General features: G+C 43.0%; 31 protein-coding genes and 1 riboswitch. Of the genes, 16 read left to right on the forward strand and 15 right to left on the reverse strand.

Annotation, left to right across the window (positions count from 1 at the left end; genetic code table 11):
* Positions 1-46: 46 nt before the first annotated feature.
* Positions 47-130: riboswitch (cyclic di-GMP riboswitch) on the forward strand.
* 95 nt (positions 131-225) lie between these two features.
* The 7 genes from LGO15_RS04900 to LGO15_RS04930 all read left to right on the forward strand — a co-directional run bounded on the left by LGO15_RS04900 (position 226) and on the right by LGO15_RS04930 (position 5,601).
* A complete protein-coding gene (locus tag LGO15_RS04900; protein ID WP_167833300.1) occupies positions 226-1,434 on the forward strand; it encodes a DUF5667 domain-containing protein in 1,209 nt (402 codons plus the stop codon).
* Between the two features lie 423 nt (positions 1,435-1,857).
* Positions 1,858-1,986: an FbpB family small basic protein gene (locus tag LGO15_RS04905; RefSeq protein WP_226086953.1), complete on the forward strand. Its 129-nt coding sequence runs from the start codon at positions 1,858-1,860 to the stop codon at positions 1,984-1,986.
* Positions 1,987-2,003: 17 nt separating this feature from the next.
* A complete protein-coding gene (locus LGO15_RS04910; protein ID WP_167833302.1) occupies positions 2,004-2,396 on the forward strand; it encodes a sporulation protein in 393 nt (130 codons plus the stop codon).
* Positions 2,397-2,461: 65 nt separating this feature from the next.
* Complete coding sequence (locus tag LGO15_RS04915; RefSeq protein WP_167833303.1) at positions 2,462-3,076, forward strand: protein kinase family protein; 615 nt, start codon at positions 2,462-2,464, stop codon at positions 3,074-3,076.
* 263 nt (positions 3,077-3,339) lie between these two features.
* Positions 3,340-4,188 carry an STAS domain-containing protein gene (locus LGO15_RS04920; protein ID WP_226086954.1) on the forward strand — a complete coding sequence of 283 codons (849 nt, stop codon included), beginning with the start codon at positions 3,340-3,342 and terminating at the stop codon, positions 4,186-4,188.
* 145 nt (positions 4,189-4,333) lie between these two features.
* Positions 4,334-4,786 carry a GNAT family N-acetyltransferase gene (locus LGO15_RS04925; protein WP_226086955.1) on the forward strand — a complete coding sequence of 151 codons (453 nt, stop codon included), beginning with the start codon at positions 4,334-4,336 and terminating at the stop codon, positions 4,784-4,786.
* Positions 4,787-4,941: 155 nt separating this feature from the next.
* Positions 4,942-5,601 carry a DsbA family oxidoreductase gene (locus LGO15_RS04930; RefSeq protein WP_226087821.1) on the forward strand — a complete coding sequence of 220 codons (660 nt, stop codon included), beginning with the start codon at positions 4,942-4,944 and terminating at the stop codon, positions 5,599-5,601.
* A gap of 68 nt (positions 5,602-5,669) precedes the next feature.
* Here the strand turns inward: LGO15_RS04930 and LGO15_RS04935 are convergent, their stop codons facing one another.
* The 4 genes from LGO15_RS04935 to LGO15_RS04950 all read right to left on the reverse strand — a co-directional run bounded on the left by LGO15_RS04935 (position 5,670) and on the right by LGO15_RS04950 (position 9,205).
* Complete coding sequence (locus LGO15_RS04935) at positions 5,670-5,873, reverse strand: hypothetical protein (RefSeq protein ID WP_226086956.1); 204 nt, start codon at positions 5,871-5,873, stop codon at positions 5,670-5,672.
* A 60-nt stretch (positions 5,874-5,933) separates the two neighbouring features.
* Positions 5,934-6,560, reverse strand: coding sequence for a nitroreductase family protein (locus LGO15_RS04940; protein ID WP_226086957.1), 627 nt, complete (start codon positions 6,558-6,560; stop codon positions 5,934-5,936).
* A gap of 183 nt (positions 6,561-6,743) precedes the next feature.
* Positions 6,744-7,466, reverse strand: a complete 723-nt coding sequence (locus LGO15_RS04945; RefSeq protein WP_226086958.1) for a DUF3784 domain-containing protein — start codon at positions 7,464-7,466, stop codon at positions 6,744-6,746.
* 527 nt (positions 7,467-7,993) lie between these two features.
* Positions 7,994-9,205, reverse strand: a complete 1,212-nt coding sequence (locus LGO15_RS04950) for an MFS transporter (RefSeq protein WP_167833310.1) — start codon at positions 9,203-9,205, stop codon at positions 7,994-7,996.
* 243 nt (positions 9,206-9,448) lie between these two features.
* On the opposite strand from LGO15_RS04950, the gene LGO15_RS24145 reads away from it, so the two are divergent.
* Together LGO15_RS24145 and LGO15_RS04955 are read left to right on the forward strand one after the other, a co-directional pair.
* Positions 9,449-9,577 carry a hypothetical protein gene (locus LGO15_RS24145; protein WP_264163885.1) on the forward strand — a complete coding sequence of 43 codons (129 nt, stop codon included), beginning with the start codon at positions 9,449-9,451 and terminating at the stop codon, positions 9,575-9,577.
* 21 nt (positions 9,578-9,598) lie between these two features.
* Positions 9,599-10,117: a GNAT family N-acetyltransferase gene (locus LGO15_RS04955; protein ID WP_167833311.1), complete on the forward strand. Its 519-nt coding sequence runs from the start codon at positions 9,599-9,601 to the stop codon at positions 10,115-10,117.
* Between the two features lie 90 nt (positions 10,118-10,207).
* Here LGO15_RS04955 and LGO15_RS04960 read toward each other — a convergent pair whose 3' ends face one another.
* The 6 genes from LGO15_RS04960 to LGO15_RS04985 all read right to left on the reverse strand — a co-directional run bounded on the left by LGO15_RS04960 (position 10,208) and on the right by LGO15_RS04985 (position 13,044).
* On the reverse strand, positions 10,208-10,411 hold the full coding sequence (locus tag LGO15_RS04960; protein WP_226086959.1) for a hypothetical protein: 204 nt from the start codon (positions 10,409-10,411) through the stop codon (positions 10,208-10,210).
* 58 nt (positions 10,412-10,469) lie between these two features.
* Entirely contained in the window at positions 10,470-10,760 is a 291-nt protein-coding gene (locus LGO15_RS04965) for a hypothetical protein (RefSeq protein ID WP_167833313.1), read from the reverse strand.
* Positions 10,761-10,765: 5 nt separating this feature from the next.
* Complete coding sequence (locus tag LGO15_RS04970; RefSeq protein WP_167833314.1) at positions 10,766-11,149, reverse strand: SHOCT-like domain-containing protein; 384 nt, start codon at positions 11,147-11,149, stop codon at positions 10,766-10,768.
* Positions 11,150-11,160: 11 nt separating this feature from the next.
* Positions 11,161-11,526, reverse strand: coding sequence for a DUF2089 domain-containing protein (locus LGO15_RS04975; RefSeq protein ID WP_167833315.1), 366 nt, complete (start codon positions 11,524-11,526; stop codon positions 11,161-11,163).
* 141 nt (positions 11,527-11,667) lie between these two features.
* A complete protein-coding gene (locus LGO15_RS04980; RefSeq protein WP_226086960.1) occupies positions 11,668-12,495 on the reverse strand; it encodes a glycerophosphodiester phosphodiesterase in 828 nt (275 codons plus the stop codon).
* A 156-nt stretch (positions 12,496-12,651) separates the two neighbouring features.
* Positions 12,652-13,044 (reverse strand): GNAT family N-acetyltransferase, encoded by a 393-nt coding sequence (locus LGO15_RS04985; protein WP_167833317.1) that lies wholly within the window; start codon positions 13,042-13,044, stop codon positions 12,652-12,654.
* A 190-nt stretch (positions 13,045-13,234) separates the two neighbouring features.
* Between LGO15_RS04985 and LGO15_RS04990 the strand changes: the two genes are divergently transcribed.
* The 5 genes from LGO15_RS04990 (at position 13,235) to LGO15_RS05010 (ending at position 17,041) form a co-directional block, all read left to right on the forward strand.
* Positions 13,235-13,867, forward strand: a complete 633-nt coding sequence (locus LGO15_RS04990; protein ID WP_226086962.1) for a pyroglutamyl-peptidase I — start codon at positions 13,235-13,237, stop codon at positions 13,865-13,867.
* Positions 13,868-13,995: 128 nt separating this feature from the next.
* Positions 13,996-14,712 carry a 5-oxoprolinase subunit PxpB gene (pxpB, locus tag LGO15_RS04995; RefSeq protein WP_167833319.1) on the forward strand — a complete coding sequence of 239 codons (717 nt, stop codon included), beginning with the start codon at positions 13,996-13,998 and terminating at the stop codon, positions 14,710-14,712.
* A gap of 5 nt (positions 14,713-14,717) precedes the next feature.
* On the forward strand, positions 14,718-15,485 hold the full coding sequence (locus LGO15_RS05000) for a LamB/YcsF family protein (RefSeq protein ID WP_226086963.1): 768 nt from the start codon (positions 14,718-14,720) through the stop codon (positions 15,483-15,485).
* On the forward strand, positions 15,482-16,423 hold the full coding sequence (locus tag LGO15_RS05005) for a 5-oxoprolinase subunit C family protein (protein WP_226086964.1): 942 nt from the start codon (positions 15,482-15,484) through the stop codon (positions 16,421-16,423). The genes LGO15_RS05000 and LGO15_RS05005 overlap by 4 nt, the downstream gene beginning before the upstream one ends.
* A 102-nt stretch (positions 16,424-16,525) precedes the next feature.
* Positions 16,526-17,041, forward strand: a complete 516-nt coding sequence (locus LGO15_RS05010; RefSeq protein ID WP_167833322.1) for a CBO0543 family protein — start codon at positions 16,526-16,528, stop codon at positions 17,039-17,041.
* A gap of 211 nt (positions 17,042-17,252) precedes the next feature.
* On the opposite strand, the gene LGO15_RS05015 is transcribed toward LGO15_RS05010, so the two are convergent.
* The 4 genes from LGO15_RS05015 to LGO15_RS05030 form a co-directional block, all read right to left on the reverse strand.
* Positions 17,253-18,449 carry an MFS transporter gene (locus tag LGO15_RS05015; RefSeq protein ID WP_226086965.1) on the reverse strand — a complete coding sequence of 399 codons (1,197 nt, stop codon included), beginning with the start codon at positions 18,447-18,449 and terminating at the stop codon, positions 17,253-17,255.
* Between the two features lie 15 nt (positions 18,450-18,464).
* A complete protein-coding gene (locus LGO15_RS05020) occupies positions 18,465-18,911 on the reverse strand; it encodes a MarR family winged helix-turn-helix transcriptional regulator (RefSeq protein WP_167833324.1) in 447 nt (148 codons plus the stop codon).
* A 180-nt stretch (positions 18,912-19,091) separates the two neighbouring features.
* Complete coding sequence (locus LGO15_RS05025) at positions 19,092-19,988, reverse strand: ABC transporter permease subunit (RefSeq protein WP_226086966.1); 897 nt, start codon at positions 19,986-19,988, stop codon at positions 19,092-19,094.
* A gap of 13 nt (positions 19,989-20,001) precedes the next feature.
* On the reverse strand, positions 20,002-20,910 hold the full coding sequence (locus LGO15_RS05030; protein WP_226086967.1) for an ABC transporter permease subunit: 909 nt from the start codon (positions 20,908-20,910) through the stop codon (positions 20,002-20,004).
* Positions 20,911-21,088: 178 nt separating this feature from the next.
* Between LGO15_RS05030 and LGO15_RS05035 the strand changes: the two genes are divergently transcribed.
* A complete protein-coding gene (locus LGO15_RS05035) occupies positions 21,089-21,565 on the forward strand; it encodes an ArsR/SmtB family transcription factor (RefSeq protein WP_226086968.1) in 477 nt (158 codons plus the stop codon).
* The gene (locus LGO15_RS05040) at positions 21,566-22,834 is read left to right on the forward strand and encodes an MFS transporter (protein WP_226086969.1); all 1,269 of its coding nucleotides are present in this window, start codon (positions 21,566-21,568) and stop codon (positions 22,832-22,834) included.
* 283 nt (positions 22,835-23,117) lie between these two features.
* Here the strand turns inward: LGO15_RS05040 and rluF are convergent, their stop codons facing one another.
* Positions 23,118-23,825: a 23S rRNA pseudouridine(2604) synthase RluF gene (rluF, locus tag LGO15_RS05045; RefSeq protein ID WP_413231392.1), complete on the reverse strand. Its 708-nt coding sequence runs from the start codon at positions 23,823-23,825 to the stop codon at positions 23,118-23,120.
* Positions 23,826-23,950: the final 125 nt, after the last annotated feature.

The raw sequence follows: 23,950 nt of genomic DNA on the forward strand, positions 1-23,950 counted from the left end.
TATTTATTTTTTCCTGTCGAATAAGTAAGATAAAAGTAGAATTAAAATCCGATAATGGCAAACCCAGGGAAACCGGGGGACGCAAAGCTACAGGGGCTAAAGTCAACGACCATGCCAGCCAGATGCCGAAGATCCACATAGCTAATGTATGTGTGCTGCTCTTCGGACAGCACTTTTTTATGTCGATTTTAATTCCAATATATATAAAACAGTGGGGGTATTGGAATGAAAAAGCTTTTAGCATCAACAATTTTAACCGGAGTGCTTGCTTTTGGTACTGCAGCATCTGCAGATGTGCTCGAAGAAACGGTAGACCCGGGAACGACTCCAGACGAGTTTTTATTTACGTTTGATCAATTATTTGAGGAATTGAAGCTTCTAGTTACCTTTGATGATGAAAAAGAAGCCCAACTCCTTCTCGAGTTTGCGAATGAAAGACTGGCTGAAGCTGGCGCAATGTCAGAGCAAGAAAAAACAGAATTCGTCCAACAGGCTTTTCAAGAATATTTAGAGGCTCTTGAGGAAGCGGAAGAGAAGGTTACAGAAGTAATTGTTGAAGAACAGACTGATTCTGAAGGTGAGGACGAACTGACTGAAGATCTGGAAAATGTTTCTGAGGTTGAGGATGAACTTACTGAGGAGCTTGAAGATGAACTGAAGGAAGAGGTTGAAGAAGCAACGGAACAAGCAAAGATCGTTGCTAATGTAGTTAAAGATCTGGATCAGGAAATGGTTTTACAGCTGCGCGAACAGGAGTTGGGTTACGGCCAAATTGCTCAAATCTTCTGGCTGGCAGAAGCAGCTGGCAAAACAGTTGAGGAAATCACTGCTTTATATACAAAAGAAAAGATCGGATTCGGCCAGGCAGCCAAGCAGCTTGGCGTCCATCCTTCCAAAATGAAAGGTCTCGCATCAGGAAAAAAACAAGAATCTGAAGAAGAACAAGAGGAAGATACAGAAACTGAGGAAAACACAGAGGGATTAGAAGAAGAGAGCAGTACAGAAGAAGCTGAACAACAAGCAGCTGAAACTGTAACTGAAAATGAAAGCGAAGAAACAGCCTCTGAACAAACCACGGTCCAGCAGGTTGGCTCCGCTTCAGCACAAAGTGAAAAAAGCTCTGGAAAGAAAGCTGAAGAGAAGAAAGCTTTAGCAGCAAAAAAAGCTGAAGAAAAACAGCTTGAAACAGAGAAGAAAGCTGAAGCCAAGCAAAAAGAGGCAGCTGAAAAAGCAGCAGAACAACGAAAGGAAGCTGCAAAAAAAGCTGAAGAGCAGCAAAAAGAAGCTGCAAAAAAAGCTGAAGAACAAAAGCGTGAAGAAACCAAGAAAAACAAAGAAAAACAAGAAGATGAAGACAGCGAAGAAGACGATGAGCAAGACGATGAAAGTGATGAAAAAGGAAGCAAAGGAAAAGGGAAAGATAACGGCAAGTAACATTGAGCAAGTCAATGCTGCAGAACTAACTGCCAGTTTGATTTCAATGAATTGACTGAATGGACACTGTATTGTATGATTATCGTATAAACTCGTATAGTTCTCCTAAAGGGGAGTAGCTTTCACAGCAGAGTCGTCATTACGGAGAATCCCTCCCGGCTTTGCTGGCAACGACCGTTGTTAGCAAGACCTTTACCAAATTTGGTGAAGGTCTTTATTTATTTTTAACCTTCACCAGACCAGGTGAAGGTTTTTTGTTTGGAAAAACGGCGGAGTGGGACGCCTTCAATAATATGAAAAAAGCAGCCCTGGTTACCATGAACTTGCATGCGAAAAATGAAGGAACAAATCTGAGCTATTTATAGATATAAAGAGGCATTTTACCATAGAAAAACATAAATTTAAGTATTGGAGTGCAGGTGTATGAAGAAATTACAGCTTAGCTTTAGTGAACTGGTTAAGAAGAACAGTGAAGAATTGTTAGCAGATCATAAACAGATTGAGCAAATTGAAAAGAAGCTTGATGAAAAGTACATCAATCCAAAAAAGTAAATAGATGGAGGAACAGGATGTTATTACGGAAGTATATGTCTTTGCTAGGAGTAGGTTCGGCCCAGATTGACCTGATTTTGAAGAAGGATGTATTAATTCCTGGTGAGGCAGTGAATGGAAAGTTCTTGATCAAGGGCGGAACTGTGGATCAGGATCTGCAACTAATTGAGTGTGCCCTTGTTATGGTGAATGTAAAAACAGAGGAAGAAAGCGTACTGGATACTGTGACAATCGATGTGCAGTTAAGGATCCAGCCGGATGGGGATGATGTTGTGCCGTTCAGCTTCCTGCTTCCGGAAGATGTTCCTCCTTCAAATAAGGATATCTCCTATCATTTTAAAACAAAACTGGTTTTCAAGCAGGGGATAGAAAGCTGGGATGAGGATCTGATTAAGGTTGTAAAAAGATGATTTGCAAGTTGGGTGATGAAGCCCTCATTGGAGCCAATCAGGAATAGATTGAAAGGAGCAAAAGAATGAATCAATATGAACATCTTGCAAACAGTGTTGTATATTCAATCCGAGGATCAAAGGCAGCTTTGGTTCATAAAGATTCATCACTAAGACTGGTCGGTGAGGGCAGGAGTGCGTTCGCATTCAGGATTAATGGTACTAATCTTGTTCTAAAGGTCTTTTTCCCTCAATTTGAGAAAGTGGCCGCAGAAGAAGCCGGGATTTATAAGGAGCTTGCCGGAATTCCATTTTTCCCTTCTCTCCACGAATCAGGACGCAATTACTTAGTCATGGATTATGTCCGGGGCATGACACTCTATCAGTGTTTGGCAAATGGCATGCCGATTGCAGCCGGCCATATCGAGGAAGTCGATCATGCCCTTAAGCTAGCAAGAGAAAAAGGCCTGAATCCTTCCGATATTCATCTGCGGAACATCATCATCACACCAGATGATGAAGTCAAGCTTATAGATGTAGCCCGATTCCGGCAAATGAAGCAATGCTCCCAATGGGATGACCTAAAAAGCGCATTCTATAAATATTACAGAAATGAACGTTTTCCGAAAAAAATGCCAGAACCAGCGATAAATTTAATCGCATTTTTCTATAAAAAAGGACTGCTGCCTACTATTAGTTAATCTTATAGGCTGCAGTCCGTTTTTTAGATAGGAGACTCCCCCCTACAAACTAGTGAAAACTACACATGCTAAGAAGATGTCCTTTATTGAAATCCCGCAAAAAAGAAAGCGGTCTTACTCCACTGACTGAAAAGGAGTGTAAGCTGAAAAACTTGTCCTGCATTCTGAACCTGCGTTATGATGGATTATAACAGTGCAATTTGGAATATAATCCGCAGGAAAATTATAAATCAATTTGTCGTTGAACATATGGAGGAATCTAAATGACAACCGAACTGCAAGCATTAGGAGAAGCAATCGTCAGCAGGAAGTATGAAATCGCTAAAGCTGTCCACAAAGATAGATATTCTGAAGCCGTTTTGACCGAGGCTCAGAAATATGAACTTGGTAGAATTGATTCTCAAATCCTTGAAATCAGAGCAAACTTCATCGAATTATTCGGCCAGGCATTGATTGAGCACGAAGACCAGGAAAAGGCATTTGAAAGAATGACAAACTGGGGCAAAGAAACCGGAGAGTATATCTATAAACTTGGTGCTTCACTCGATGAGGCCCTTAAAGATACAAGCTATTATCGGAATCATATCTGGAAGGCACTCAGACATGAGGCCAAAGAGATGTCAGCAACAGTCATTTTTGATGTATTGGATATTATTGATCCTCTAATGGACCATGCAATATACAGCTTCAGCCTGACATTTGTCGACTCGCACCAAAAGAGTCTTGAAAACGCCAAGACAGCATTATTGGAATTGTCCGTACCAGTTGTTCCATTAATGCCTGGTGTAGGGGTATTGCCTCTAGTAGGGAATGTTGATACGGAAAGGGCCCAGTTGTTGATGGAAGAAACGCTGGATCAAGCTGTGAAACTCAAGCTTTCTCACCTTATCTTTGATGTGTCAGGAGTTATGATTGTCGATACAATGGTTGCGGACCAGCTGTTCAAGGTCATCAACGCTCTATCACTAGTTGGGGTCAAGACAATCATGACGGGCATCCGTCCTGAAGTTGCCCACACAATGGTGACACTTGGTCTCAACCTCGAAGGAATCATGGTAAAATCAAATCTTCACCAGGCATTCAAAGAGATTCAAACTTTGCAAAATGCATAAAATTCGAAAGCTGCCCACGCAGCTTTTTTTTTTGCATAAAAAAGCAGGATTCACCTTCTTTGAGGAGAATTTCCTAGAGGGAAAGTAATGATTTTTGCATAAAGAACCTGCATGGGATGAGAAATATAATTTTGGAGGTGATGGCATGGCTGAGTTGAATATACGGCCTGCTGAAGAACGAGACATTCCAAGGATACACCATTTAATGATCCAATACATTGTGGATTTTTATAAAAAGCCAAAACCAAATGAAGATGAACTGAGAAATTTAATTCAACACTTGCTGGCTCATCCTGACTCTGGTTTGCAGTTCGTGGCTGAAATAGAAGGGGAATTAATTGGCTTTGCAACCCTGTATTATACTTTCAGCACACTTCAGGTAAAACGGGCGGCGATTTTGAATGACTTATTTGTATCAGCCGAGGCAAGAGGCCAAAAGGCAGGAGAGCAGCTTTTTGAAAAATGCCTCTCCCATATCCGGGAAAATAATTTCGCTTATATGACATGGGAAACGTCCAAGGATAATCATGCCGCACAAAGTCTTTACAATAAAATGGGTGGAAAACAGTCAGACTGGCTGGTTTATGAAATAGAATAGATTTGCACTGTCTTCATTGGTGAGTCTGTACTCTACGAGTCGAATCTCGTGTAATTTACATGGTTAACACCTATACTATAGTGTGAAATAATCAACTGGAGGGATCCTACATGCAAATTGAAATGTGGACAGACTTTGCTTGACCGTTCTGCTATATTGGCAAAAGGCGTCTGGATGACGCTATTAAGCAGATTGATCACCCGATTGAAGTGACGTATCGATGCTTCGAGCTAGATCCGAACTCAGGACGGGACATTGAATATAATATTTATGAAGCTTTAGCGAAGAAATATGGGATGAGCATTGCCCAGGCGAAAGCGAGCACGCAAAACATGGTGCAAATGGCCAAGGAATCCGGCCTGGAATATAATATGGACACGCTTATTTTAACCAATACTTTTGATGCTCACCGTTTGACGATGTTTGCGAAAAAGCATGGATTGATGGCAAAAATGACCGAAAGAATTTTACGTGCCTATTTTACCGAATCAAAGCACATTGGTGACCATGAAACATTAACAGAATTGGCTGTTGAAGTGGGACTCGACCGTGATGCAGTAGAGAAAATGCTAGCTAGCGATGAAATGGCCAATGAAGTCCGTGCAGATGAAAGCATCGGCCAGCAGTATGGAATCACGGGAGTACCGTTCTTTCTGATCAACAAAAAGTACGCCATTACAGGCGCACAACCGACGGATGTCATCGTCCAGTCGTTGAAAAAAGTCATTGCTGAGAGTGAAATCACCGTTCTAAGCAGCGATGATGGAATGATTTGTGATGATGACGGCTGTGAAATTCCTAATAAAAAGAACTAGTCACCGTGGTGACTAGTTCTTTTCTATGTTGTTAAGGAAATTATAGAATTATTGAGTTGTGGATAACTCTATGAAATCTTCTTAATCCAGCTCCAGCGCCTAGCCCCTCGAGTCGCTTGTCTAGTGTCGCCTCCTAGAAACTCCGAAACTTCAACTCCGCCGGCAGAAGCAAAAAGCGCTTCTTTGTCGGAGTCTCCAGTTTCTGCGTTTCTGTTCAGTCGGCTATACTTTTCGATTTCGGTCCGCCCAATGAAGTCAAAGAACGACTTCACCGGTCGGCCCTCCAGCGCTTGTCGGGGCTGAACGAGGCGCTTGCGCTTTTTGTTCTGTGCTTATATAAACTCCACGATTTCCTCGACCGGAATGCGGGTCGTTGGATGCCCTGGCACAGCAGCCTTTCCAAGAGCCAAAAGGAGGACGGGCATATAGCGCTCATCAATGTTGAATTTTTCGATGAATTGCTGCTTGTTGAATCCGCCCATCGGCACAGTGTCATAACCTCGCGCCTTGGCAATCAGCATAAGCTGCATTGAAATCAGTCCGGCATCGAAAGACGCGATGTTTTCCCTGATCGCAACGGGGGCAGACGGGTATAATTTATTGGTATTTTCAATCATTCTGCTCATTGTTGTTTCGTCCATATACCCAGCTTCATATGAACTGCGGTATACTTTTTCGCCATTTCGGTACATTTCCCGATCGCCCAGAACCGCAATAACAGCTGAAGAAGTTTCGACCTGCTCTTGGTTATTGGCAATCATTCTTAGTTCTTTCTTCGTTTCCTCATCCTGGATGACAAGAAACTTCCATGGCTGAAGATTGCTTGAAGAAGGTGCCAGGGCAGCTTCTTTTAATATATCTAAAATCTCTTCTTGTGAAATCTTGAAGCTAGGGTCATATTTTCTGACAGAACGTCGTTCACGTATGACACTGGACAGGCTTGTCTCAGATTTGTTCATTATGAATTCCTCCAAAGTTGTTGTTACTTTTAGTAAGCAGCTTTCAGATTACTATTAGTAAGTGGGTAAAGTCAAACAGTATGACCGGAATCGACCATTCCAATAACTGGACAGTGAAGAGGAGTGAACTTAGGAGAAAATCGAGATTGAAAATAAGGGGTGCCCGTTCAACCGGGACGCCCCTTACTTTGTTTTGCTGGATAGAATTTCATACCATTCTTTCGTCTCATTTGAATTTTTGCTATTGATGAAGATCTTATCCTTTTCTGTTTCGATGAATAAATAAGGCTGTGAATCTTTGTGGATAAAAAGCAGGCTGCTTCCGTAGTCCATTACTTTGAAATGTCCCTTTGCCAACGTGGCAAGGCCAAACCCATTTTCTTTCCATGTCACTTCAGGCATTTCCTCAAGGAGTTCTACATGGCGAATATTTGCGTAGTCCCAAACTTCACCATACATGCCTGTGATTTCAAAAGAATCGCCATAGTCCTTCAATTCGAAGTCCTGATATCCTGTAAAGAAAAGTCCCACTATAAAACCAATCGTTCCAATGGCGATAAGGCTGCTGAAAATATAGCTTCGTTTTCGCTTCTCTTTTATTTCATATTTGGAAAGATAAATCAGACCGCCGAGAAGGAATAGCACCATAAAACCAAACTGGACTTCGAGGGAATATTGAAAAGAAGTGAAACTTAAAGGCAGCAAAAGGACCAATCCCACGGCAGTAGCGAACATCATCTTTCCGACTCTTTGTGGATAACCGTTCTTGATTAATTGTTGCTGCTCATCCTCCGGCCTGCCATTGAAGTTTGAAATCAGTCCGTACCACTTCTTCTTCACAATCGCCCAGCCAAAGAACAGGAACATAAAAATCATAATAAGTTGGATCCCAACAAATAACATCATGTCGACCACCTCTATAAGAGTCCTTACCTACTTATACGGATGATTTGGGAAACAAGTTTCACTGACGTAACAAAAATGTGTATTTTAGGAAAAAGTGACCCTCATAGTGAGAGGAAATTATGTATAAGTGCATATCGAGAAGAAAGGTGCCCTTATGTGTGAGAAGGGGGTTGTATAAGGGTGTCTATCGAGAAGAACGGAACCCTTATAGAGGAGGAAAGGGTTGTATAAGGGTGTCTATCGAGAAGAACGGCACCCTTATAGAGAAGGAAAGGGCTGCATAAGGGTGTCAATCGAGAAGAACGAAACCCTTATAGAGGAGGAAAGGGCTGCATAAGGGTGTCTATCGTCATAAATGGCATCTTTATAACTTTGATGATGGACAGAAATCTTGTGGCTTAAAAGAAAAGTGTCCGTCATAGCCTCGATGACGGACAAAAATCTCGTAATTCAAAAGAAAAGTGTCCGTCATAACTTCGATGACGGACAGAGGCGGTTACAGTTTTCCAGGGTGCATTTCATTTAGTCTACGAGCTTACGCTTTGCTCAGTTTCCGTGGTGGCGGCCCTTAAGTTGCGCGACCTCAGGAAAAAGATTGCTGTCATGACGATTGACAGTGCACCGAACATGACGCTCATCTTTTGGAGTCCGACTGCGTCAAGAAGGAATCCGGTCATGAGTAGGACGACCTGAAAGAAAACGCGGTCCATCATATTCCGGAACGAGAAGAAACGGCCATGAAAGTCTTTAGGCACTCTAGTCTGGAAGATGGTAGCTGCGGTCGGGAAGAAGCACCCTACGGAAAATCCGAACAACAGAAAGGCAATGATCGTCAAGACTGGCTGGTCGGCAAAATAGAGCAACAGCTGTGAGAAGCCGATCAGCATGGAACTGGAAAACAAAATTTTATATGGCGAAAATTTATAACTGATTTTTTTGATCAAAAAGGCGCCGCTCATGAAGGCGAGACCTTCTGCTGTATAGATCCAGCCCTTGATGGCTGAACTGTCCTGCAGCTCACTGATATTGATGACCACCAGGTTGAAGCCTCCCAGGAAAATGAGTGGAATCAACGTCAAAATCAAGGTCATCATCACAATCGGCAGCTTCACAATGATAGGGAACACGTCTTTGAACCCTTGCTTCTGTTGACCTTCCTTGACTCCAGTAGCTTTCTTGTTTTCGTCAAACTGCAAAAACCAGGTCAGTCCGAATAAAACAAGGTATGCCGCCATCGACAGGATGTATACAGCGTTCAATGGAATGGCGACGAGTAAAATTCCTGCAGCGGCAGTCCCGATAATGCGGGATAAGGTGGATACATTCATATGGACTCCATTCAACTGCAATAAGTCCTTCTCGCTGACAACAAGCGGAATAGCTGCCTGAAGTGCCGGAAAATAGAACGCGGCAGAAATTTGCAATAATACGAGGAAGACAAGCATCCACCATACTGAACCTGTTTGGATGGCAATCAGCATGAACACGACACTGATGATCCGGACGAAACCTGATATGAGCATGACAGTCTTTTTGCTGTATTGATCGGTCAATCTTCCTGCCAGCGGGCCAACAGCTATTCCCGCCAATAACCCGGCTGCCAGCAGCAGCGATTTCAAAAAGTCAGAAGGGATATGTTCCTGCATAAACTCAAGATTACCAATGATTCCAAGCCATAATCCTAAACCGGCAATAAATTCGCCAGTCAATAAAATCCAAACATTTTTATTTTTCCACATTCTGTTTGTGCCTCTCGGTTTCTAATGTATTTTCTTATCTTCAATTATCTGATATTCGTGAAACTTCGTAAAGCTAAATATTATGATTATGTAATTTTATAACGTAAAGGTAGCGAGTAAAGATACGGAGCAAGAAGATATTCTTCTTTGCGATTCATACCACGCAGTAAGAGTTCGAATTTTACAAGGGGAAAGGGACAAACTAATCTTACCGCCAAACTAAAAAGGAGGTAAGATTTTACGATGAAAAAAGATCAGCAGCCGTTCAAGTTAAGCTATGAATCTGACGGGAAAATGGATGATAAGAAAAAAGATGAAAAGAAGAAGAACAAGAGTGCAAACTTTTTTAATATAACGCCTGACAGTGAATAATGGCAGCGGAGGAGCTCGAAAATGGCTGAAGAACGGATTGAAAGGGCTATGGAAACTGATTTGCCTGTCATCGGATCAATGTTTGCGGAGTGCAAAGAGTATCTTGAGTCGAGAGGCATTATCCAATGGGATGAACAATATCCAAACCATGAATATTTTGAGAATGCGATGCAGGGTGAAGAGCTGTTCGTGTTGAAAAAAGGAGAAGGAATAATTGGCGTAATGGTCCTCGATGAATGGCAAGCTCCTGAATGGGAGAATGCCAATTGGTCTGAAACAAAGGGCAAGCCGTTGATTCTCCATTCGTTTTGTGTCGATCCATCTGCACAGGGCGGGGGGTTTGGCAGCAAGATGCTGCAGTTTGCAGAGGACTTCGCCAGGGATCAAGGATATGGTGTGCTCCGGCTCGATACATACTCCGGGAATGAGGGGGCAGTCCGCTTTTATGAAAAAAGGGGCTATAAGATTACCGGAAAAGTGATGATGAATGGAAAGCCTGAGGGACATGAGTTATATGTTTGCTTTGAAAAATTGTTCTGAAATAAAAAGAGACCCTGTCTTCGCTGCAAAAGGAAGCCAGGGTTTCTTTTGTTGTATAGGAAATTTTAAAAGTTTTTTGTGTGGGTAACTCTATATGGGTATCTTAATCCAGCTCCAGCGCCTAGCCCCTCGAGACGCTTGTCTAGTGTCGCCTCCTAGAAACTCCGAAACTTCAGCTCCGCCGGCAGAAGCAAAAAGCGCTTCTTTGTCGGAGCCTCCAGTTTCTGCGTTTCTGGTCAGTCGGCTATACTTTTCGATTTCGGTCCTGCCAATGAAGTCAAAGGACGACTTCACTGTCAGGCCCTCCAGCGCTTGTCGGGGCTGGACAAGGCGCTTGCGCTTTTTGTTCATTTCATAGTTTTACATGGACCACCGTACCATCATGCAATTTCACATCAACAAGTACTGTTCCTTTGTGATTCCCCAGCTCGCGGATGACTTCATTCATCAGCTGCTTGTTTAGTAAAGTGTTGAAAAGCGCAGCGGGAATAGGTTTGTGTTCAAGATCCTGGTTTGCCCATTTATGCATCTGTTTCTGGAACTTTTTAGAGGCAAGAATGGAGCTGGAAGCTTTTAAGATTGTGTAAGGGACAGGGAGGAGGATGGCGATCTTATTGGGTGTTTTGATCTTTATTGTTATCATGCTTGTTACTCGATGACGACTTTGACTGTATCGCCGTTCGCCGATTGGATGTCAACAATGTTCCCATCAAGCTCATTTTCAATTGCATCAATCAGCATATTGATATCAAGATCCTTGACGTATTGCTGTGATTGAGGGATGCCTGAAGCAATGCTGTGGCCGGTTTTAAGAAGTGCTTTTACGAGCTTGATCGGCACATTGACGTTCACATTGTCATTTTCACTGGATACAACACGGATTTTTAATGTTTTATCCAAGTATTTATTTTGATTCTTAGGTATGGCAGGAGTTTCTTTTTCCTTGAGTACGGCAATCAGCTGGGCGCCTTTTTCAGAATCAATTTTTCCTTCTTGTACCATCGTTAAAATCTTCGAAATCTCTTCACTCATTGCAATTCCTCCTATTCACCTTTTAAAAGTTTGATTGCATCCTCTGGAGAAATTTCACCCTTCTCCAGCATTGCAACGATTTTCTTCTCATCCAGTTCATTTTTCTTTTGAGTATCATATCCAAGTGCCATGATGATATCGTTCAGCTTTCCCCGGACAGTCGGATAGGAAATTCCTAGCTCTTTTTCCACTTCTTTAATATTTCCACGGGATACAAGGAAGGTTTCGACGAACTGAAGCTGTTCCTTTGTTAGGGAAGCAAGCTTTGAAAGTTCGAATTCATTTTCAATGGTCGTATCGCAGTGATTGCATTTAAGTTTGGTAATTTTAAGGTTTTGGCTGCAAACAGGACAATTCGTTAAGACAGGATATGCCATGACTGCCTCCTTTCGATGTGTTTAGTTATATATTATATATATAGATTAAAAATGTAAATAATTAATTTAAATTTAATTAATTTATTTAATTTTGTAATTAAATATTTAAAAACCTGTCCTCTTCAGGACAGGTTTTTTAGCTTAATTGCGCGGATCAACATAATCCGGGTAATCCGTAATAATGCCGTCGACCTTCATATCAATCAGGAATTGAGCAGCTTCCGGGCTTCGTACTGTCCAGGATTGGATTTCCATTCCAAGACTGTGGACTTTATCGACAAGTTCCTTGGAAACGAGTCCATAACTTGGGTTGAACAAATCAGCGTATTTGGCGAATTCCTGAAGCGCAGCATCCGTTGTATGGAGACTTGAATAGGTTAAGACACCAATCGGTACTTTTGGAAGCAATACATCCATCTTTTTCATGGACTCAAAGTTAAAAGATTGGATGATGATTTTGTCATTTTGCGGCTTGTCCAGATTTCTTTCCTTCAATTCCTGCGCCACTGCTTCTTCAATTCCAGGATAAAGCTCAGGTGCTTTCAATTCTATTAATATGCCAATCTTTCCTTGATAGCGTTCGAGTATTTCTTCAAAGGTAGGAATCTTTTCACCGGCAAATTGTTCCCCTTTGAAGCTCCCGGCATCAAGGCTGCGTAGTTCTTCAAGTGTCAGCTCGCCAACTTTGCCAGTGCCATCTGTTGTCCGATCTACAGTAGTGTCATGGATCACGACCAATTCGCCATCCTTGCTGCGCTGAACATCGATTTCAATGTAATCAGCCTTCATTTCCAATCCCTTATCAAATGCGGCGATTGTGTTTTCTGGTGCATAACCTGCAGCGCCGCGGTGGGCGACAGTGTCGAACTGCCTTAATTCACCTGTTGTAGGTTCGGCAGCGAGTGCCTGTTGGAATGGACTCAGCATTAGGGTTAGTGCAAAACCTGTTCCGATTAATGTTTTTTTCATTTCTCCATCTCCTCCGCATAATGTATGTAACAATGCTAGTTTAGCTGAGGAATGTTTAGAGACTATGTTGTTTCTGTATGAAGAGAGTAATGGAATTATTAATTTATTCAGTTAAATTTTCATAGTTTTATTTACATTAGGATGAGTAATTATTCCTTATATATCAATCTTCATAAATTTGCTGACTTCTTTGAATCCCAGCTTTTCGTATAAGTGAATGGCTTTCTCGTTAAATGAAAAGACATTCAGACGGACATCATTATAGCCAAGGTGCTTGAACTCTACGAGGCTTTGCTCGATCAAGGATTTGGCAACTCCGTTTTGCCTGTAGTCTTTTTTTACATAAACATCACTGATCCAGCCGATTTCCCTTTTCGTGAACCAATCCAGGCTTCGATCCACCAGAACCCAGCCAATCAATGACTCCTGGGTTCTGGCCACAAGGAAATAAGCTCCATGTTCCAGGGAATCTTTATAAGTTGATATCATCTCTTCTTTGTGATTATCAGCCTGTATCCCTGTAGCCTCTGCTCTATTAACACCCGCCATGCTAAAAATCTCCTGTAATTCGGGTCCATTTGCTTTACCGTATTCTATTTCCATTTGATCACCTATATTTATTGGAATATTTGAATTAAACCCAATTTTACGAGTTTAAAAGGTATATATCCATAGTTAACTATAGTAGAATTTTTAATACATCCAATTACATATAAAACCGAGAAACGAGGTCTTCTTGATGAAAGTTCTTATCTCCGGCTTTGAGCCGTTTGGAAAAATGAAAATTAACCCTACTGAGGAATTGTTGCTGGAAGCTGAAAGGTTTGAGATTGAAAATGTGGAGATCTCAACAATCCTTTTGCCGGTTAATTATGATGAGTGTGCGGACGAGTTGATTAAAAAGATGGAAGAAATCCAGCCAGATGTTGTGATTTCCTGTGGACTGGCAGCAGGAAGGACGGCCATTACTCCAGAGCGAATCGGAATTAATGTAAAGGATACAGGTTCTGGTGACCCTTATCCTGATAATAAGGGCAATATCCCAACAGATGAAATGATCGATGAGGAGGGACCGGACGGCTTGTTCGCCACTTTGCCCAACCGCCTGATTGAGAAGAATCTCAAGGAGATGGACATTCCTGCTGCGGTGTCGAACAGCGCCGGTACTTTTATCTGCAATAACACCTTATACGCAGTGTTAAATCATATTCGAAAAAATAACTTGCCGGTCAAGGCTGGGTTTATCCATTTTCCTGCATCGACGAAAATGTCTGCACTCAATCCTTCGCTGCCTTCACTGCCCCAGGAAACAATGGCTCAAGGGCTGAAGGTCATTGTTGAAACCTGTGCCATGGCTGGAGTGCGTCAATAAGAGAGGATGCCAGATGAGATATGTCTGGCATTTTCCACTTATAAAATTTTGTACAAAGAATAATGTCCAGCTTCCGAAAAGGTCGGGGCTGATCAATGCGCTTGGGCTTTTCTGAAAGGAGAGAAAGGATGGAGTATGAGATCTCGCCGCTGGGTGATTTGGCGGTACTTTTGTCATTCGGCAATGAAATCAATGAAAAGACGAACAGACAAATCCAGCTTTTCATTAGCAAGCTGGAAAGAGAAAAAATTAAAGGCATCGTTGAATGGGTGCCTGCCTATACGACTCTGATGATTTATTATCAACCTGAAATGTTAGCCTATGAATCGCTAAAAGCCGAGCTTGATCGAGTCAGTCGGTCTCCGGGTCAATCCCTTCCAGATAGTCCGCTTGTCTATGAAATTCCGGTCTGCTACGGCGGAGACTGGGGCCAGGATTTAGCTTATGTCGCTGATTATCATGGCTTGGACGAGCAGGAAGTCATCAGCCTCCATGCAAATAGAGAATATCTCATTTATATGATGGGATTCATGCCTGGATTTCCGTACCTCGGAGGCTTGCCGGAAAAGCTGGCGGTGCCAAGGCTTGAGCGGCCGAGACAGAATGTGAAGTGTGGTGCTGTCGGAATTGGCGGGAGTCAGACCGGGATTTATCCTGTTGATGTTCCCTCAGGCTGGAGGATTATTGGCACCACTCCTGTGACCTTATTTTCACCGGAGAAGGAGGAACCGTTCCTGTTCAGTTCCGGACATTATATAAAATTTGTGCCAATTAATGAGGAGCAATTTTTACATATAAAACAAATGGGAGAAGCATACCGGGTTACCAGGTATGAAAAGAGGTGAGGAAAGTGTTATTCGTTGATCTTAACTGTGATTTAGCTGAAAGCTACGGATTATTTAAAATTGGCAATGATAAAGAAGTGTTGAAGCATATCACTTCTGCCAACATCGCCTGCGGCTATCATGGAGGCGACCATAATGTAATGATGGAAACAGTGAAAATGGCAAAAGCGTATGGAGTGAAGATTGGCGCACATCCCGGCTTTCCAGACTTGCATGGATTCGGCAGGAGAGAAATGAAAGTAAGCAATGAGGAAATTTATAATATGACGGTTTACCAGATTGGCGCTCTTGTTGCGATTGCGAAGGCATGTGGGACAAAGGTGAATCATGTAAAGCCGCATGGCGCGCTGTACAATATGGCTGCAAAAGAAGAAGGAATAGCTGAAGCCATTGCCAAAGCAGTGGCGGATGTCGATCCGTCTCTTGTCTTGTTCGGGCTTGCAGGCAGCTCGCTAGTGAAAGCGGGGATGGAAAGGGGATTGTCGGTGGCACAGGAAGTGTTTGCCGACCGATCGTATCAGCCTGATGGTTCGCTGACGCCGCGTTCTCAATCAAACGCGATGATTCACGATTCTGAATTGGCCATCAGCAGAGTAGTCCGGATGGTACGTGAAGGGAAAGTTGAGGCAGTTGATGGGACGGACATTGCCATAAAGGCAGATACAGTCTGCATCCATGGAGATGAACCGCAGGCACTCGACTTTGCGGTTGCGTTAAAAGGGGCATTGAAAGCTGAAGGGATAGAAGTAGGCAGAGGCTTTGATGCAAAATGAATGTACCTTTGATTAAAGTCCTCAAAGCTGGCTTGCAAACAACCGTACAGGATTTAGGGAGGAAAGGCTATCAGCGGTTTGGCATCAGTCCTTCGGGAGCGATGGACGCTTATGCCTTGCAAATGGCCAATATCCTTGTTGGGAACCCTCTTGGCGAATCCGGGCTGGAAGTCACCATAATCGGCCCGCGTCTAGAAGCCATGGCCGATGTGTCAATCGCGATCTGCGGAGGTGACCTGAAGCCGATGGTGAATAATGAGGAAGTGCCGATGTGGAGATGCTTTGTGTTTAAAAAAGGGGATGTATTGTCATTTGGCAAAGGAGGGAACGGGGCAAGAGCGTATATTAGCTTTGCCGGAGGAATTGATGTCCCTCTTGTGCTGGGCAGCAAGTCCACCTTCATAAATGGAGCCATGGGCGGCTTGGATGGACGGCAGCTGGAACAGGGGGATAGTTTACATGGCAATCCATTTGTCCGAAGAAATCGATTTTTACATAAAGACTTTATTCCTGAATATAAAACCCAGCTTGAAATCCGGGTGATCCTTGGCCCTCATCTTGAAAAATTCACTTCAAATGCGATTGAACAGTTTTTATCAGGAGACTACATGGTTTCGCCACAATCAAACAGAATGGGTTTTCGTCTTGAAGGCCCAGAGCTTAGCCATATTGGCGGCGCAGATATCATCTCAGATGCCATTCCCGCAGGAGGAATCCAGGTGCCATCTAACGGACAGCCCATCATCCTGATGGCAGAAAGACAGACGACCGGGGGATATGCAAGGATTGCCACTGTGATATCCGTTGACCTGCCGATCCTCGCCCAGGCAATGCCAGGAACTAAAGTCCGCTTCGTGAAAATCACCGTAAAAGAAGCTCAAAAGCTTTACCTGAAGCGGAAAAAACTTCTCCAAGCTCTTTCTGTTGTTGCTCATTAATACCATTCTCAAAGAGACCTGACAAACAGGTCTCTTTTTATGTATAAATACTCACCTCCGGGAAATAACTGATGAAATCAGTACTTTCGGGGAGAGAGAAGCATGTATCTTTTGTTGGTGATAGCAGTATGGACTTTTTTCGCTTATAAATTTGTTGATTGGTCACAATTGAAAAGGCAATACTCAACGATTCTTTTTTTCATGATGGTGAACCTTCTCTATAACACGCTTTATTATAACCATACTCTATGGGCTTTCAGGGGAATTACGGCTGACTGGCTGAATCACTCCATCATCAATATCGCCTTCACTTTTTTTATCTGCCCGGTCGGACTGGTCATCTACCTTCAGCGTTTTCCGGCAAACAGAAAAAATCAGCTGATCTATGTAGGGACCTGGGTGACCTTCTATACCATCATTGAAGCATTATTCGCTCACAGAGGAATGTTCGTATATGACAATGGCTGGAACAGCTGGCACAATATTTGGCTGAACCTGATATTATTCGTGGTTTTATGGATCCACTATCGTAAACCAGTCCTGGCATGGATCATTTCAGTCCCGCTTGCCGTCATCTTTTATTTATTATTTCCGTTTCCGCTGGACAGCCTAAAATAAAGGCTATGATCACATTGATATTAAGAAAGCAGCCAAATAAAAGAGGTGGCTTAACTTGTTGATACAGAATGTATTATCCGCACCGGTGTTTCTAGTCTTGCTTTTCCTCACCTATATCGCCATGTGGATGTATATCACCAGGCATGAAGTCAGGCGGGGTAATAATGATAAACATTAAAAGAAACACGGTGGAAAGGCTTGACCGTGTTTTTTATGCTTCGATCGATTTTTTCATAAATCGTTCTTGTGGCTTTTTTTTCAAGACGAAGACAAAGGTATAGGCAAGCATCAATCCAACGAGGAAGATGACCGAGAACCCGTATATGAAGTGGTAGCTCGTATAGGAAGCAAGCAATCCCAGTCCGGCAGACCCGAGAGCCATTCCCAGGTCCATGGAGGAAAAATACATCGCATTTGCTGTTCCTTGTTTCTCCTTTTGTACCGCGCCCACCGCAAGTGCTTGAAGAGTCGGGGCTACTGTTCCGTAAGCCAGCCCGTAAAAAACGGCGGCGACTAAAAGGGTCATGGTATTTTGAGTGATGGCCAAAAGTGTCAGCCCAATGATTCCCGAGACCACAGCAGGGTAGATGATGAATTTGTGTCCGAATCGATCATATATCCTTCCGGAGAACGGCCGTATGATAACCATTACAATCGTCAGGACAAGAAAGAACAGTGAAATCGTTGCCCCCAGGCCAGCTTCTTTGCCTAATTCCCGCAGGAAGCTAACCACTCCGCCAAGCGTAATAGAGAAAAATGCTGTAAGGATTGCAGGTGTAAAGGCATGACGGTCAAAGGCATGCTCCCTGAAATAGCCTTTCTGGATTGTCGACATCTTAGCTGGTTTCCGCGGACCTTTAATGAAAAGGTTCAAAAGTAAGGTTAGGAGAGTCAAACCTACCGAAAGAACGATAAGCAGGTTAAAAGAAAACACCTGCAGCAAAGCAAGCGCCAGCACCGGTCCAAGACTTGTCCCGACACTGGTGGCCATTCCGTAATAGCCAATTCCCTCGCCCAATCGGTGGGCAGGGATGATATTCGTTGCCATCGTCGAGAAAATCGTCGTGATGATCCCAAAACCAATGCCATGGAAAATACGAAGCAGGAGCAGCAGAGCCACTGAATCCTGACCAAAGCTTAAGGCTACAGAAATAGCAATAAAGCCAAGAGAAATAACGCTTAATTTCTTATTGTCCATCTTCTGCATCAAGGAAGGGACAAAAGGTCGGATTGCAATGGCGGAAACCATAAAGACAGTTGTCATCAAGCCTCCCTGGGCAGGATTATTTTTAATGTCCGTGATGAAAGCGGGGAAGCCGGCAGTCAAAAGCTGCAGGCATAGGAAAAATAAAAAAGCCATTATGACAATGGCCGTAAACTGTGCTGTCCATAACCTGGATGTATTCATTTTATTGCCTTCTTTCTATTTGTTTTCCTCCAAAAGTTTTTCGATATTGAATTCGAGGGTGAGTGAAACATCCCTGAATATCTCAAGGCGTTCCTCATCAATTCCATGTGTAATCTTCGTGAAAACCTCCTCAAGATAAGGAGTCACTTCCGCAGCGATTTTGGCGCCCTTTGGCGTAATTTTCACCAGGAAAGATCTCCGGTCCAGAGGGTTGGCGGTTCTCTCAACATTCTCTTGCTTAACCAGCAAATCCAAAATCTTTGTCAAAGTTGCCTGATCCTTATCGGAACGAAGCGATAATTCTTTCTGGGAAATCTCATCGTATTCGCTCAAAGTGCGCAGCACACTCCATTGCTCCGTAGTAATTTGATAAGGTTTTAAGTATAAGTTGATGATTCGCGTCAGCCTCTTGCTCAAACGAACCGAAACAGAGCCGACCGCTTTATCCATCGAAAGATCCATAAGTAAGTCCTCCTTATTGGCCTTTAAAAATCATAACATATTGAGTTAGTTCGTGTAAATATAGTTCGTATACAAACTATATTTTATAAAAAAAGATACCTGGTAATTAAACCAGGTATAATCGTCGTACATTCCTCCATGACTTTCTTATTGAGCCAGTACTGGACAGAATTTGATACATTACAAGTTCGAAACTCCTCCCTTTTCAAAATACCGCCTCAGCCCTTCACCAAGTATATTGAATGTCAGGATTAAGTAGGTGATCGCACTTGCGGTGAAAAATGGTATCCAGAATGCTTTTAACAAGTCTCCTCGGGCGTTTCCTAAAAGTGTCGGCCAATTGAGGCTTGTATTTCTTAATTCACCAAATCCGTAGCTGGTCTGGACAAATACTTGGGTGACAAAGATGCTGAATATTCCCAGCTGGCCAAGCAACAGGGCAACCCTGCCTAAATCGACGCAAAAATTTACGATGAGATCCGGCAATAGATTAGGGACATAGTAATTTTTGAAAAAACGGAACGGTCCGCTTCCAATTGTAATCCCCGCCTCGACAAAAGGAGTTTTGGAGATTGAGAGTATTTTCTGCTGCATGATATAGCTGACTCTTCCCAATTCGATGAGCGCCAGGATGATGACCACCCAGATCATACGATTGGGGCTGAATGTGAAAATGGGGAGGGTGATGAAAAGGATGGCTGCGAAAATGATCGGCAGGCCTGAAGATAGATGATTCCACCAGTTAATCAGCCAGGTGAACGGATTTTTCCAGATGAATGATAATAAAACCAAAATCAGTGATAATCCATATCGGATGATGGTGATAGCAAAGATTAAGAGAATCGTACCTTTTGCCCCGGTTATGAGAATGCTTAATAAATCGCGTCCATCATGGTCGGTCCCAAGCAGATGCCTGGATGAAGGGGGAAAGGGTGCCCTCTCGAACTTACCATCTTCCATTACCATCCTATTTTCCTTTAGGCCATCTTTAATATAGGGTAAATCTGCCCCAACTATTGTTCCTATTAAAAGGATGGATAATAAAATCGTACCGATAATTAAATGCCAGTTTCTCAAAGTCAAAAACCTCCTACCGGGGATCAAGCCGTGTGCTGATCAGATGACTGCAAATTTGGACAAATAATACGATTGCCATGAAGCAAATCCCAAACGAAATGACCACGCTAGGTTCATAGAGTGATTCCCTCCCTATGAAAATCCGCGGCTCAAAGTCGAGAGCCAGCCAGAGGCGGTACGCCGCTCCCTTATAATCGAGCAGGTACTCCAGAAACAGCAGATTCGATAGTATGTAAATCATCATGGTTGACACATTATTCAGGATCGTACCCGCACAGTTTTTCAAGATATGATGATGAATAATGAGCTTTTCAGTGAGTCCTTTAGCTTTCGCCACCTGGACATATTGCTTACCTGCTTCGCTGGAAACAGCTGCTGCCGTAATCTTGCTGATATACATCGCAGGATAGATTGCTGCGAGCATTGAAGGAATGAAGAAATTGAACCATTGCTCATGCCCGAAGATATCAATCCAATTGACATAAAAGATGATGATCCACTGGACTAGCAGGATGATGAAGAAATCGGGAATGGAGATGAATAGCCAAGTCGTCCAATTTCCGAAAAGTTTCCTTCGTTTATTGGAGTTTTTGGAATCAAAAATCCCTTTAAGGACACCTGCAGCCAAACTGAGGATAAAAGCAGGAATGATGATTTTTAAACTGCGGGAAAAGTGGAGGAAAACTTCCTCCTCAACTGGCTTACGATATCGAGTTTCGCCAAAGGTGCCTTCCTTAAACAATCCTTTGGTGAAAGCTGTGATATTGTTTTTGTACTCCTTCCAGGAAAAGTCGTAGGTATACACAACTGTTACTGCCCGTCCTTCTCCAGTCACCATTGCTTCTCTCGGGAACAAAGCAATCAATATCAGGCAGACGCTCACAATGACGAAGAAGCCCACTTTGTATAAAATCTTTTTCAACCCTTATTCACCTCTTCCAGAAAATCCGTTTGTTTCCCAATTCTATTTTTTAAATGTGTAAAAAAGTACTTATACATTAAAGCTTAATGACAGAATTATTCTAAAATTTTATTGCATTCTAAAAAGTTAGAACGTACAATAACATTAGAACACATGAATATATTGGAAGGTGATTTCAGTGGATTATATAAAGAAGACAATGGACGTGAATCTAGAACAGCAAAAGTTGATCTCGAGCCCGCTGCGGGTAAAAATCATTTATTTGCTCGCAACTCAAGCGATGACGGCAAAGCAGGTTGCAGATGAGCTGGGGAAGTCTGCAGGAAGCATCCATTACCATATCCAGCAGCTGTATAATGGCGGGATTCTCGAATTGGAGGAGACGAAGGAAAACAGGGGGATCATCGAGAAATACTACCGCTCAAAAGCCACCCATTTCAACCTGAAGAATGAGGACGGGAAGCCCGTTTCAGAAAAAATTATAAGCCAGTCCACCTATCTTACTTTGACAGAGGAAGACAGGAAGGAGCTGCAGAACGATATCGATTCGCTTTTTTTAAAATACGTTAAAAAATCTGCAGTGAAAAGTGATCAGGAGAAAACTTCATATGAGATTAATATCTCATTGAAGAGAGAAGTGGAGGAGGAAAAATAAGTGGAAAGTGCCATTAAGAAAAACCTTGTCTTGTTCCTGGTTGGAAAGGTGACTTCCGTACTTGGGTCATCGATTTATGCATTTGCCATCGGACTGTATATCCTGGCGGAAACAGGTTCAAGCCTCAATTTTGCGTTCACGCTTGTGCTCAGCATGCTGCCGCGGATTCTGCTTGCACCGGTTGCGGGGACATTGAGCGACCGTCTCGACCGCAAGAAAATCATCATTTTCTCGAACTTTACAAGTGCTTTCTGGCTTGGAGTGATTCTGGTATCCTTTCTATTTTTTACACAGGAAATCTGGATTTTGTATGTCGCAACGACCGGATTGAGCATCATCAGTACTTTTTATTCCATCGCCGTTACCTCTTCGATTTACAACATGGTCGGGCCGGATCATCTGCAAAGAGCGATGTCCTTGAATCAGGCGGCCATTTCCCTCTCTGCTATCCTGGGTCCGGTGCTTGGCGGAGTATTCTTTGGTCTGATTCAAATCCATCTCTTCATGGCATTGAACATACTTACTTATCTCATCGCAGCTTTTGCAAGCATCCTCATAGAATACAATTTATTTTCTAAGAAAACTCAATGTAAAAAAACATCACGTGTATCAGAAGACTTGAGGGAAGGAGTAGCCTATATAAAGGGGCAGCCATTTCTCCTCCATCTTGTCATCCTGAGCGTCTGGCTGAACTTTTGGTTTGCGGTCTTTCCGGTCGCCATGCCGTATTTAGTTCTGACAGTCAAAAAAATGTCCTCCATTCAGCTGGGTTTCATAGAAGGAGCCTTCTCCGTTGGCATGATGATCATGGCCATCATCCTGTCAGCGCGGAAGGAAATCAGAAGGAAGGAGCGATCCATCACAGGGGGGATGGTGTTGCTTTCAGCGACCTTGATGATGATTGGTCTTCCAGCGCTGCCAGGTTTCCTGAGCCTGCCAAATGCAGCCGTCTTCGGATTCTTGATCGGTATGGTCCTGATTCTCTCTGCATCCATCATGTTCATCAACACACCTGTAAGCGTCCTTTTGCAAAAAAACACACCTGACGAGTATCGTGGAAGGGTCATGGCCCTGCTCGAAACAGGTTCAAGCGCCATGACTCCTGCTGGATTCATCTTGTTTGGGTTTTTACTGGAAAAATTGCCTGTGTGGCTGTTGTTGGGTGTATGCGGATTGAGTTTGTTTGCGGTCGTATTCTATCTTTACCGCGAAAAGGTGTTCCTCACATTACTGCGGGAAGAAGATCAGCCTAAAGCGGCATCTATCTAAATGAAAGTAGATTTCACAGTGTTTGAAAATAAACGGAAAAATTCCGTTTAAATTGGAAACTCCCCTAAATTTTTTTAAAAATAAGGGGAGTATTTCCGTTTATTTCATTAAAATCGTTCAATATTGACTTATTTATAGCAACTAACCGGAAACTCTCCGCTTATTTCTGCTACAAAAGCGTCCTCTATATACAATAGCCGGAAATTCTCCGTTTAAGAATCTCATGCTACACGAAGAATGATAACAGACAAAAAGAAAAGGATAAGCGGGTGCGCTCATCCTTTTACCATTCCTTAGGTTCGTAATTCAAGTCGCTGAAAAGCTGCCTTTTTTCTTTCTTATTCAAGTCCCGCCATTGTCCGATAGGCAGGGTCCCGAGATGGATGTTCATGATTCGGATGCGCTGCAATCTGACAACTTGATATCCAAGGGTTTCGCACATGCGGCGAATTTGCCTGTTCAATCCTTGTGTAAGGATGATATTGAACTCATATTTGGAAAGCTGGACGACTTTTGCAGGCAGTGTTTTGGTCCCAAGGATCCTAACACCTTCTGACATCGCCTTGACGAATTCAGGCGTGATCGGCTTGTCCACTGAAACAATGTACTCTTTTTCATGCTTGTTTTCGGCTCTCAGGATTTCGTTGACGATGTCTCCGTCATTCGTGAGCAGGATTAGGCCTTCTGAATCCTTGTCGAGGCGTCCGATATTGAAAATCCTTAGCGGGTGATTGACAAGGTCGATGATATTGCCTTTCACATGCCTCTCCGTTGTGGAGGTAATTCCGACTGGTTTATTCAAAGCTATATATACATAGTTTTGTGCCACCCTGATTTCTTCGCCATTTAGCTTGACGACATCGCCAGGTTCAACCTGGCTGCCGATTTTCGCCACTTTTCCGTTGATGGTCACGCGGCCTTCCTCAACGAGACGGTCAGCTCCGCGTCTCGACGTTTTTCCTGTTTCGCTGATGAATTTATTGATACGCAGGGTAATCCCATCCTTAAATATGAAGTATACATTTAAGGATATTCCACTGTAGATTTATTTTCAAGCTTTCCAGCAGTCGGCAATAAAAACGGCAAGCAAATTGTCGATTCTGGCTCAACTTATAT

This window comes from Mesobacillus sp. S13 (assembly GCF_020422885.1).
GTDB lineage: Bacteria > Bacillota > Bacilli > Bacillales > Cytobacillaceae > Mesobacillus > Mesobacillus selenatarsenatis_A.

Bases quoted from the DNA above. Each gene is read 5' to 3' on its own strand.
- LGO15_RS04900 (WP_167833300.1), top strand. From the start codon at position 226: ATGAAAAAGCTTTTAGCATCAACAATTTTAACCGGAGTGCTTGCTTTT.
- LGO15_RS04905 (WP_226086953.1), top strand. From the start codon at position 1,858: ATGAAGAAATTACAGCTTAGCTTTAGTGAACTGGTTAAGAAGAACAGT.
- LGO15_RS04910 (WP_167833302.1), top strand. From the start codon at position 2,004: ATGTTATTACGGAAGTATATGTCTTTGCTAGGAGTAGGTTCGGCCCAG.
- LGO15_RS04915 (WP_167833303.1), top strand. From the start codon at position 2,462: ATGAATCAATATGAACATCTTGCAAACAGTGTTGTATATTCAATCCGA.
- LGO15_RS04920 (WP_226086954.1), top strand. From the start codon at position 3,340: ATGACAACCGAACTGCAAGCATTAGGAGAAGCAATCGTCAGCAGGAAG.
- LGO15_RS04925 (WP_226086955.1), top strand. From the start codon at position 4,334: ATGGCTGAGTTGAATATACGGCCTGCTGAAGAACGAGACATTCCAAGG.
- LGO15_RS04940 (WP_226086957.1), bottom strand. From the start codon at position 6,560: ATGAACAAATCTGAGACAAGCCTGTCCAGTGTCATACGTGAACGACGT.
- LGO15_RS04945 (WP_226086958.1), bottom strand. From the start codon at position 7,466: ATGATGTTATTTGTTGGGATCCAACTTATTATGATTTTTATGTTCCTG.
- LGO15_RS04950 (WP_167833310.1), bottom strand. From the start codon at position 9,205: ATGTGGAAAAATAAAAATGTTTGGATTTTATTGACTGGCGAATTTATT.
- LGO15_RS24145 (WP_264163885.1), top strand. From the start codon at position 9,449: ATGAAAAAAGATCAGCAGCCGTTCAAGTTAAGCTATGAATCTGACGGG.
- LGO15_RS04955 (WP_167833311.1), top strand. From the start codon at position 9,599: ATGGCTGAAGAACGGATTGAAAGGGCTATGGAAACTGATTTGCCTGTC.
- LGO15_RS04965 (WP_167833313.1), bottom strand. From the start codon at position 10,760: ATGATAACAATAAAGATCAAAACACCCAATAAGATCGCCATCCTCCTC.
- LGO15_RS04970 (WP_167833314.1), bottom strand. From the start codon at position 11,149: ATGAGTGAAGAGATTTCGAAGATTTTAACGATGGTACAAGAAGGAAAA.
- LGO15_RS04975 (WP_167833315.1), bottom strand. From the start codon at position 11,526: ATGGCATATCCTGTCTTAACGAATTGTCCTGTTTGCAGCCAAAACCTT.
- LGO15_RS04980 (WP_226086960.1), bottom strand. From the start codon at position 12,495: ATGAAAAAAACATTAATCGGAACAGGTTTTGCACTAACCCTAATGCTG.
- LGO15_RS04985 (WP_167833317.1), bottom strand. From the start codon at position 13,044: ATGGCGGGTGTTAATAGAGCAGAGGCTACAGGGATACAGGCTGATAAT.
- LGO15_RS04990 (WP_226086962.1), top strand. From the start codon at position 13,235: ATGAAAGTTCTTATCTCCGGCTTTGAGCCGTTTGGAAAAATGAAAATT.
- pxpB (WP_167833319.1), top strand. From the start codon at position 13,996: ATGGAGTATGAGATCTCGCCGCTGGGTGATTTGGCGGTACTTTTGTCA.
- LGO15_RS05005 (WP_226086964.1), top strand. From the start codon at position 15,482: ATGAATGTACCTTTGATTAAAGTCCTCAAAGCTGGCTTGCAAACAACC.
- LGO15_RS05010 (WP_167833322.1), top strand. From the start codon at position 16,526: ATGTATCTTTTGTTGGTGATAGCAGTATGGACTTTTTTCGCTTATAAA.
- LGO15_RS05015 (WP_226086965.1), bottom strand. From the start codon at position 18,449: ATGAATACATCCAGGTTATGGACAGCACAGTTTACGGCCATTGTCATA.
- LGO15_RS05020 (WP_167833324.1), bottom strand. From the start codon at position 18,911: ATGGATCTTTCGATGGATAAAGCGGTCGGCTCTGTTTCGGTTCGTTTG.